The organism is Nitratireductor sp. GCM10026969, assembly GCF_042660605.1.
Taxonomy (GTDB): domain Bacteria; phylum Pseudomonadota; class Alphaproteobacteria; order Rhizobiales; family Rhizobiaceae; genus Chelativorans.
The window spans coordinates 21,310-29,812 of record NZ_JBHSUM010000043.1 but is presented as its reverse complement, the minus strand read 5'-3'; the positions used below and the strand labels follow the sequence as shown (position 1 = coordinate 29,812).

General features: G+C 64.1%; 7 protein-coding genes. 4 read left to right on the top strand and 3 right to left on the bottom strand.

Going from position 1 to position 8,503, the window contains the following annotated elements; translation table 11 throughout:
- Positions 1 to 1,030: FAD-dependent monooxygenase (locus ACFP9U_RS11440; protein WP_378621475.1), on the bottom strand; the 1,030-nt coding region annotated here is incomplete at its 3' end.
- 8 nt (positions 1,031 to 1,038) lie between these two features.
- Complete coding sequence (locus tag ACFP9U_RS11435) at positions 1,039 to 1,284, bottom strand: zinc-finger domain-containing protein (protein WP_378621474.1); 246 nt, start codon at positions 1,282 to 1,284, stop codon at positions 1,039 to 1,041.
- A gap of 294 nt (positions 1,285 to 1,578) precedes the next feature.
- Here ACFP9U_RS11435 and ACFP9U_RS11430 point away from each other — a divergent pair, with 294 nt between their 5' ends.
- From ACFP9U_RS11430 to ACFP9U_RS11415, 4 genes are all read left to right on the top strand, one after another.
- The gene (locus ACFP9U_RS11430) at positions 1,579 to 2,832 is read left to right on the top strand and encodes a PQQ-dependent sugar dehydrogenase (protein ID WP_378621472.1); all 1,254 of its coding nucleotides are present in this window, start codon (positions 1,579 to 1,581) and stop codon (positions 2,830 to 2,832) included.
- Between the two features lie 58 nt (positions 2,833 to 2,890).
- Entirely contained in the window at positions 2,891 to 3,223 is a 333-nt protein-coding gene (locus ACFP9U_RS11425) for a c-type cytochrome (RefSeq protein WP_378621471.1), read from the top strand.
- A gap of 150 nt (positions 3,224 to 3,373) precedes the next feature.
- Positions 3,374 to 5,578 (top strand): RNA degradosome polyphosphate kinase, encoded by a 2,205-nt coding sequence (locus ACFP9U_RS11420; protein WP_378621469.1) that lies wholly within the window; start codon positions 3,374 to 3,376, stop codon positions 5,576 to 5,578.
- Between the two features lie 3 nt (positions 5,579 to 5,581).
- Positions 5,582 to 7,102, top strand: coding sequence for a Ppx/GppA family phosphatase (locus ACFP9U_RS11415; protein ID WP_378621468.1), 1,521 nt, complete (start codon positions 5,582 to 5,584; stop codon positions 7,100 to 7,102).
- A 158-nt stretch (positions 7,103 to 7,260) separates the two neighbouring features.
- Here ACFP9U_RS11415 and rnd read toward each other — a convergent pair whose 3' ends face one another.
- Positions 7,261 to 8,439 carry a ribonuclease D gene (gene rnd / locus ACFP9U_RS11410; protein WP_378621466.1) on the bottom strand — a complete coding sequence of 393 codons (1,179 nt, stop codon included), beginning with the start codon at positions 8,437 to 8,439 and terminating at the stop codon, positions 7,261 to 7,263.
- Positions 8,440 to 8,503 lie beyond the last annotated feature (64 nt).

Below are 8,503 nucleotides of genomic sequence, written 5' to 3'. Positions count from 1 at the left end.
GGGGCCGCCGCAGGCGCTCGAATGTTCCGAGCAGCGTTTCCGTGTCGGACGCGTGGGCGGCGAGTTCGGCAAGGAGCGCGGCATCCTCGATCGCCATCGCGGCGCCTTGCGCCGCATGCGGCGTGAGCGCGTGCGCGGCGTCACCGATCAGCGCCAGTCCGCCGGGATGCGTCCAGGGTCCGTCGCCTTCCACCGCGTGAATGGGCCAGGCCGTCCAGGCTTGTGTTCTTCCGATGAGGTGGGAAAGGGCAGGGGCGGCGCGGGAGGTGGCCCTCGCCAGATGTGCCGTATCGGCGTCATTCGACCAGTCCGGCCGGATTTCCCCGCCTTTCGTCACCGCCACCAGGTTGATCTCTTCCCCGCCGCGCAGGGGATAGGCGACAACGTGGAAATCGGGTGCCAGGAAGGCCGTTACCGTGTCGGGCTGCGTGAGATGGTCGAGGCCGGCGGATCTTCGGGACACGACCGCGCGGAAAGCGATGTGGCCGGTGAAGCGGCTCCGGTTCGCGTTTGCCAGCGGCCGCAGCGCGGACCAGACGCCGTCCGCGGCGACCAGCAGCCCGGCGGCGAGGCGGCGCTCCCCCGGTGAGCCGTCAAGCTCGACCGTCACACCGGTTTTCCCGAACGTGGCGCCACGTACGGCAACCCCGGTTTCCAGGGTGATGTTCTCTCTCTCTCGGACGCGCTCCAGAAGCACCCGTTGCAGATCCGCCCGGTGCGCGACGAGGTAGGGCGCGCCCCAGCGCTTCTCCGCCGCATCGAGCGGTATGCAGGCGAGGGAGGCCAGGCTTGCGGCGTCCCGCAGGACGATGCCGCGCGGCTCTACGGCATTTCCCGAGAGGCGATCGAGAACGCCGAGCCGGTCGAGAACGCGCGTTGCGTTGGGGGAAAGCTGAAGGCCGGCGCCGACCTCGTCGAGATGCGCGGCCTTCTCGAAGACGGTGACGGAAAAGCCCTTGGCGGCGAAGCTCAAGGCGGCGGTCAGGCCGGCGATGCCAGCGCCTGCGACGGTGACAGCGCGGTCGCTCACCGAGGCCTTTAGGCCGCCTCCTCGCGGAAGCGACATCCTTCGGGGATGGTCTCGTCGCTCTTCAGCTGCGCATTGTAGCGATAAAGCGTCGAGCAATAGGGGCAGATCCGCTCTTCGTCGTCACCCATGTCGAGAAAGACATGCGGGTGATCGTTCGGCGGATAGGCACCCACGCACATGAACTCCTTGACACCGATCTCGACCGACCGGTGGCCGTCCGTGTTGTGGAAGTGGGGTGTTGCGTGACCCGCCATCTCTTCCTCTCCCGCGCGTGGCTGTTTGCGCTGCGTTTGGCGCAAATACGACGTGATTGCAAGCCCCCAAGCCTCGCGGTCGTGCCTGGCAGCCGTCTTTCGCCGAAGCGACGGGTTGGGAAGCCTCCGCAGCAGTTTGCCGCAAACGATCACGATCGGCGATCCGTTCATTTCCGCCCGCACACCGTCCTAACCCGGTCGCACGCCGGTAAAGTCGCGGTTGCCATTGTCATCACGCAGATTTGGGCGGACATTATATCTGCTACCCGGCAAAAACGCTTTTGGGAGGAAGCAATGAATAGGATGTTTCTGGGGTCTCTGGCTATTCTCGCCGGAACGACCATGCTGTCATCTGCGCAGCCCCAGCCAAGCAATCTCGAGAAGCTGGGGTCTTTCAAGACGACGGGCACGACCGAGTTTACCGAGATCGAGCAAAGTGGGCCGAAGGCCGAGGCTATAAAGCGCACGCTGGAGCAGATCAGCCTGCCGCAAGGATTCACTATCAGCCTCTATGCGATCGTCCCGGACGCCCGGCACATGGCCGTCGGGCCGCAGGGCGTGGTGATGTTCGTCGGCACGCGCAAGACCAAGGTCTGGTCGGTGACGGACCGCGATAAGGATCGCGTCGCCGACGAGGTGAAGGATTTCGCGCCGTCGCTCGCCATGACGATCCCCAACGGACCGTGCTTTTCGCCCGACGGCGTCCTTTACATCGCCGAGCAGAACCGCGTCATTTCCTATCCGGCCGCCGAGTTCTTTTACGAAAGCCCCGACGTTGCCGCCTTCGAGGTGGTGAAGCAGGGTGAACTCATTCCGCCGGACGAGGAAAGCTACAACCATACCGCTCGTGTCTGCCGCATCGGACCGGACGGCAAGCTCTACATCTCGCTCGGCCAGCCCTTCAACGTGCCGCCACCGGAAAAGCTGGACCTTTACGAGCGGACGGGCATCGGCGGCATCATACGGATAAACCAGGACGGCACCGGGCGCGAGGTCTACACCTACGGTGTGCGCAACTCCGTCGGACACGACTTCAATCCGGCCAATGGCGAGCTTTGGTTCACCGATAACCAGGTGGACGGCATGGGCGACGATATTCCGCCCGGCGAGATCAACCGCCAGACGGAAGCCGGCCAGCATTTCGGCTTCCCCTGGTATGGCGGCGGCTCCGTGCGCACCGTCGAATACAAGGACGAGGAAGTGCCGGCCGACGTGGTGATGCCGGCGGTGGAAACGGTCGCGCATGCGGCCGATCTCGGCATGGTCTTCTATACGGGAGAGCAGTTCCCGGACAAATATCGCGGCGGCATCTTCTCCGCCCAGCATGGTTCCTGGAACCGCACGACGCCGATCGGTGCCCGCGTCATGTTTACGGCAATCAACGAGGACGGATCGGCGGGAGACACGGAGGTCTTCGCAAAAGGCTGGCTGAACGAAAACGGGGAATATCTCGGCCGCCCCGTCGACGTGGCGCAGTTGCGCGACGGTTCCATCATCGTCTCCGACGATCTGACGGGTGCGCTCTACCGGATCGCATATGGAGAGTGAAGCAGCGGTAACCGCGCCTGCCGCCAAAGGCGGCAGGCCTCTTCGAACGGACGGTGAAATGACGGACATCCCGAAACTATTGTGTTACGCCTTTCTCACGGCAGGCGCTTCCGTTCCGGCCGCCGGTGCCGATCTGGAGGCAGGACGGCGGATCGCGTCGTCACAGTGCCGCACCTGCCACGGGCTCGACGGAATCGCGCAGATGCCGGTTGCCCCGCATCTGGCCGGTGAAAGCGCGATCTATCTCCAGACACAGCTCAAGGCTTTTCGCTCGGGCACGCGCAAGAGCGAGATGATGAACGTGGTGGCAAAAGACCTTACCGATGAAGACATAGCCAATGTCGCGGCCTGGTATGCGGCAATCAAAATTCGCGTTGAAATGCCCGACTAGTTCACAGGCGGATGGCTCGGGTGATACCAAGCGAAATCCGAAATGGCGCGCCGGAAAGCGTGTGATATGAAACTGTCGTAAAATCCTGTCAGATACGTCATCAGGGGCAGGCGGGCCGTCACCGAAGAGACGAGCGTGAACGAGTGACTCATGAATGAATTGAAACCGGTCAAGAACGAATTTCCGACAGCGCCGGGAACGGTCGACGAGATCGCCAAATCCAGCCCGGACCGTTTTGTCAATCGGGAGTTCTCCTGGCTCCAATTCAACCGGCGTGTGCTGGAGGAATCGCAGAACACCAATCACCCGCTTCTGGAGCGCGTGCGCTTTCTCTCCATCTCCGCGGACAATCTGGACGAGTTCTTTATGGTGCGCGTAGCCGGGCTTGCCGGCCAGGTGCGCGAGGGAATCGTCACCCGCAGCGCTGACGGGCGAACCCCGCAGGAGCAGCTCGAACACGTGTTGCGGGAGGTCAGCCGCCTGCAGATGGAGCAGCATGCCAGCTTGATCGCCCTGTTAGACCTTCTCAAGAAGGGAAACATCGAGATCATCCGCCCGGACGCGCTGACGCGCGAGGACAGGAAATGGGTGGAGGAGCACTTCCTCGAAGCCATCTATCCGGTGCTGACGCCGCTTTCGATCGACCCGGCGCACCCGTTCCCCTTCATTCCCAATCTGGGCTTTTCGATCGCGCTCGATCTCCAGCATCTCGGCAATGGCGAGACCATGACGGCGCTCTTGCGCCTGCCGGTCGCGCTCGATCGTTTCGTGGCGTTGCCGGAGCGGCGCAGGAGCGTACGTTTCATTCCGCTCGAGGACATCGTCGAGATGTTCATCGGCAAGCTCTTTCCCGGTTACAAGGTCAACGGCTCGGGCACATTCCGCATCATCCGCGACAGCGACATCGAGGTGGAGGAGGAGGCGGAGGACCTCGTGCGCCTGTTCGAAAGTGCCTTGAAGCGCCGGCGCCGCGGTTCCGTTATCCGCATCGAGTTCGAAAGCTCGATGCCCGAAAGCCTGCGCGAGTTCGTGGCGAGCGAGCTCGGTGTTCCGGCGGCGCGCGTGAGCGTTCTGGACGGGCCGCTGGCGATCAGCCAGATTTCCGAAATCGTCAAGCTGCCGCGCGACGAGCTGAAGTTTGCGCCCTACAATCCGCGTTTCCCCGAGCGCATCCGCGAGCACGGTGGCGACTGCTTCGCGGCCATCCGCGAGAAGGACATCGTCGTCCACCATCCCTATGAGAGCTTCGACGTGGTGGTGCAGTTCCTGCGCCAGGCCGCCCGCGACCCGGAGGTGGTCGCCATCAAGCAGACACTCTACCGCACGTCGAACGACAGCCCGATCGTGCGCGCGCTCGTCGACGCGGCGGAGGCCGGCAAGACGGTGACCGCGCTGGTGGAGCTCAAGGCGCGTTTCGACGAGGAGGCCAACATCCGCTGGGCGCGCGACCTGGAACGGGCCGGCGTGCAGGTGGTGTTCGGCTTTATCGAATTGAAGACACACGCCAAGATGTCGCTCGTGGTACGGCGCGAGGACGGGCGCCTGCGCAACTATGTGCATCTGGGCACGGGCAACTATCACCCGATCACCGCACGCATCTACACGGACCTGTCCTACTTCACGGTCGATCCGGTCATCGCGCACGACGTGGCGAAGGTGTTCAACTTCATCACCGGCTATGCCGAGCCGGACGTGGACATGAAGCTTGCCGTCTCACCTTTCACGCTGCGCAGCCGGATCCTAAAGCATATCGGCGAGGAGATGGACCATGCCAGGGCCGGCCGGCCGGCACAGATCTGGATGAAGATGAACTCCCTGGTCGATCCAAAGATTATCGACGCGCTCTACGAGGCCAGCCGTGCCGGCGTGGAGATCGACCTCGTGGTGCGCGGCATCTGCTGTCTCAGGCCGCAGGTGCCTGGCCTTTCGGAGAACATACGCGTGAAATCGATCATCGGCCGGTTTCTGGAGCACAGCCGGATCTTCTGCTTCGGCAACGGACACGGGCTGCCCTCCGACGAGGCAATTATCTATGTCTCCTCCGCGGATCTCATGCCGCGTAATCTCGACCGGCGCGTCGAGGCCATGGTGCCCATCACCAACCCGACCGTTCACGAGCAGGTGCTTGGGCAGATTATGCTGGGAAATATCATGGACAACCAGCAGAGCTTCGAAGTATTGCCTGACGGAACCTCGCGGCGCATATTGCCCGAGGACGGAGAGGAAGCCTTCAACGCTCAGGAATATTTCATGACCAACCCCAGCCTGTCCGGGCGCGGCAACGCCTTGAAGTCTCATGCGCCGAGGAGGATCGCTGCCTTCAAGCGGCGCAAGAAGGTCGCAGCCGGCGAGTAAGCCGTGCCGATCACCGCCTCCCAGGGCCGGTTGCAGGACCGGCGGCCCGTATCGGTCATCGATATCGGATCCAATTCGATTCGTCTCGTGATCTACGAGGGCATCGCCCGCGCGCCCACCGTGCTGTTCAACGAAAAGATGCTGGCCGGTCTCGGACGCTCGATCGTCACCACGGGAGAGCTCGACCCCGATGGCGTGAGCCGCGCCATCGAGGAGTTCCGCCGTTTCCGGGCGCTTTCGGAACAGGCCGGTGCGCAGTCGCTGCACGTGCTGGCCACCGCGGCTGCGCGCGAGGCCACCAACGGGCCGGACTTCATACGCCGCGCCGAGGACATCCTGGGAACGAAGATACGCGTCCTTTCGGGACGTGAGGAGGCGGGCTATTCGGCTTTCGGCATCATATCGGGCTTTCACAAGCCCGATGGAATTGTCGGCGATCTCGGTGGTGGCAGCCTGGAGCTGGTCGATCTTGAGGGAGAGACCCTCGGGGAGGGCATCACCCTGCCGCTCGGAGGCTTGCGGCTGCGCCAGATGGCCGGATCCTCAGTAAACGAGGCGGCGGGGATCGCCGCAACCGAGCTCTCCCGCGCGCCCTGGCTGGAGCACGGAGCAGGACGCACCTTTTACTGTGTCGGCGGTACATGGCGGAATCTGGCCCGCCTGCACATGTACACGAACCGGTATGCGCTGCCAGTAATGCATCACTACGAGCTCGATCCCCAGGCGGATTCCGGGTTTCTCAAGCGCGTCGCGGCCGGCGAAACCGGCAAGATGAGGGGCATCCAGCGCATCTCGAAGAACCGCCGGGCATTGCTGCCCTATGGCGCGACGGTGCTTCTTGAACTCATGCGCGTGGCCCGACCGTCGAAAATCGTCATCTCCGCCACGGGCGTGCGCGAGGGCTATCTCTATTCGCTTCTGAAGGAGGAGGAACGCCGCACCGATCCGCTTTTGTCCGCAGCCGAGGAACTGGCGCTGCTGCGCTCGCGCTCAATCACCCACGCGCGCGAACTGGCGGAGTGGACGGGGACGGCCTTCGCCGCGCTCGGTATCGAGGAGAGCGAGGATGACGCGCGTTATCGCCGCGCCGCCTGCCTGCTTGCCGATATCGGCTGGCGGGCGCATCCCGAGTATCGCGGCACCCAGTCGCTCAACATCATTTCCCACGGCTCCTTCAGCGGCATCGACCATCCCGGCCGCGCCTTTATCGCCCTTGCCAACCTCTTTCGGCACGAGGGCCTTTTCGACGATGCGCTGTCGCCGGAGATGCGGGCGCTCGCCGGACCGCACTATGTGGAGCGCGCGCGGCTGCTTGGCGGCCTCTTGCGCGTGGTCTACCTTCTGACAGCATCCATGCCGGGCATCATCCCGCAACTGAAATGGGAAAAGCGAGCCGACGGCACGCTGGCGCTGCTCCTGCCGCGCTCGCACGCCGCCCTGATGGGTGAGCGGCCGCATGGGCGCATGGCGCACCTGGCGCGGGTGGCGGGGCGCGAACTGGTGCTCGACGTGGGTGCCGAATAGCGCCGGATTGCAAGCCGTTCGGGCTCCGCCCCGGAACGCAGGTAAGGTCACGGAATGGGTGCCGGTCACGCCTTGTGCTTTCCGGGACCACGCGCGGTGGAGATGGTGCGGATCACCGCCACTCTCACGGCCTTGAAATCTGTCCCGCTCGCCGGATCCTACTCTGCCGCGCGTGCCACCTCGCTTGGCGGCGTGAATGTCTCGATGCGGCGGTTGGCGAAGCGCAGGGCGGTTTCGCCGCGCAACAGCTTCAGGGCTTCCTCGCCGAACACCTCGCGCCGCCAGCCGGCGAGCGCGGGTACGTTGGCGTTTTCGCCTTCGGCGGCCAGCCGATCGATATCGTCGCCGGAGGCGAGCATCTTTGCGGCGACGCCTTCCTTCTCCGCCACCAGCTTGAGCAGGACCTTGATGAGCTCGGCTGCTGCCGCCGCGCCGTCCGGCGCATGCTGGGGCTTGGGCAGTCTCGGCAGTTCGGCCTTGGGCAATGAAAGGGCGGCATTCACGGTCTCGATGAGGCCCGCGGCGGAAGCGGAGCGCTCCCAGCCCCTCGGCGTGCTTCTCAGCCGCCCGAGCGCTGCGACGTCGCTTGGCTGCTGCTGGGCGATCTCGTAAATGGCGTCGTCCTTGAGCACGCGTCCGCGCGGCACGTTGCGCTCGCGCGCCTCGCGCTCGCGCCATGCCGCCACGTGCTGCATGACGGCGAGTTCCAACGGCTTGCGCACGCGCAGCTTCAGCCGTTTCCAGGCTTCGTCCGGATGCGGATCGTAGGTCTCGCGTGCCGTCAGAACGTCCATCTCCTCCTTCAGCCAGTGCGCGCGGCCTTCGCGGACGAGCTCCTCCTTCAGGTGCTCGAACACGGGAATGAGGTGCGTGACGTCGGCCAGCGCGTATTCGAGCTGCTTGTCCGAAAGCGGCCGCCGCCGCCAGTCTGTGAAGCGCGAGGTCTTGTCGATGCGCGTGCCGGTGACGCGGTAGACGAGCTGGTCATAGGACACGCTGTCGCCGAAGCCGCACACCATCGCTGCCACCTGCGTGTCGAAGATGGGGTGCGGGATCAGCCCGCCACCGTGATAGATGATCTCGATGTCCTGCCTGGCCGCATGAAACACCTTGGTGACGGCCTCATTGCCCATCAGTCGGAAGAAGGGCGCGAGATCCATGCCGTCGGCCAGCGGATCGACGAGGGCGGTGGTGGTCGGCGAGGCCATCTGGATCAGGCAGAGTTCCGGCCAGAAGGTGGTCTCCCGGATGAACTCCGTATCGATGGTGACGAAATCGGATTTTTCGAGCTCGGCGACGGCCTGTTCCAGCTCATGGCGGGTCTTGATGAGTTCCATGCCCCCTTATTAGGCGCTGGCGGGCGAAATGTGAAGAAAGGTGTCATAGGCGTATGCCGGCATG

Coding starts and splice junctions, on each gene's coding strand:
- ACFP9U_RS11435 (WP_378621474.1), bottom strand. CDS start 1,284: ATGGCGGGTCACGCAACACCCCACTTCCACAACACGGACGGCCACCGG.
- ACFP9U_RS11430 (WP_378621472.1), top strand. CDS start 1,579: ATGAATAGGATGTTTCTGGGGTCTCTGGCTATTCTCGCCGGAACGACC.
- ACFP9U_RS11425 (WP_378621471.1), top strand. CDS start 2,891: ATGACGGACATCCCGAAACTATTGTGTTACGCCTTTCTCACGGCAGGC.
- ACFP9U_RS11420 (WP_378621469.1), top strand. CDS start 3,374: ATGAATGAATTGAAACCGGTCAAGAACGAATTTCCGACAGCGCCGGGA.
- rnd (WP_378621466.1), bottom strand. CDS start 8,439: ATGGAACTCATCAAGACCCGCCATGAGCTGGAACAGGCCGTCGCCGAG.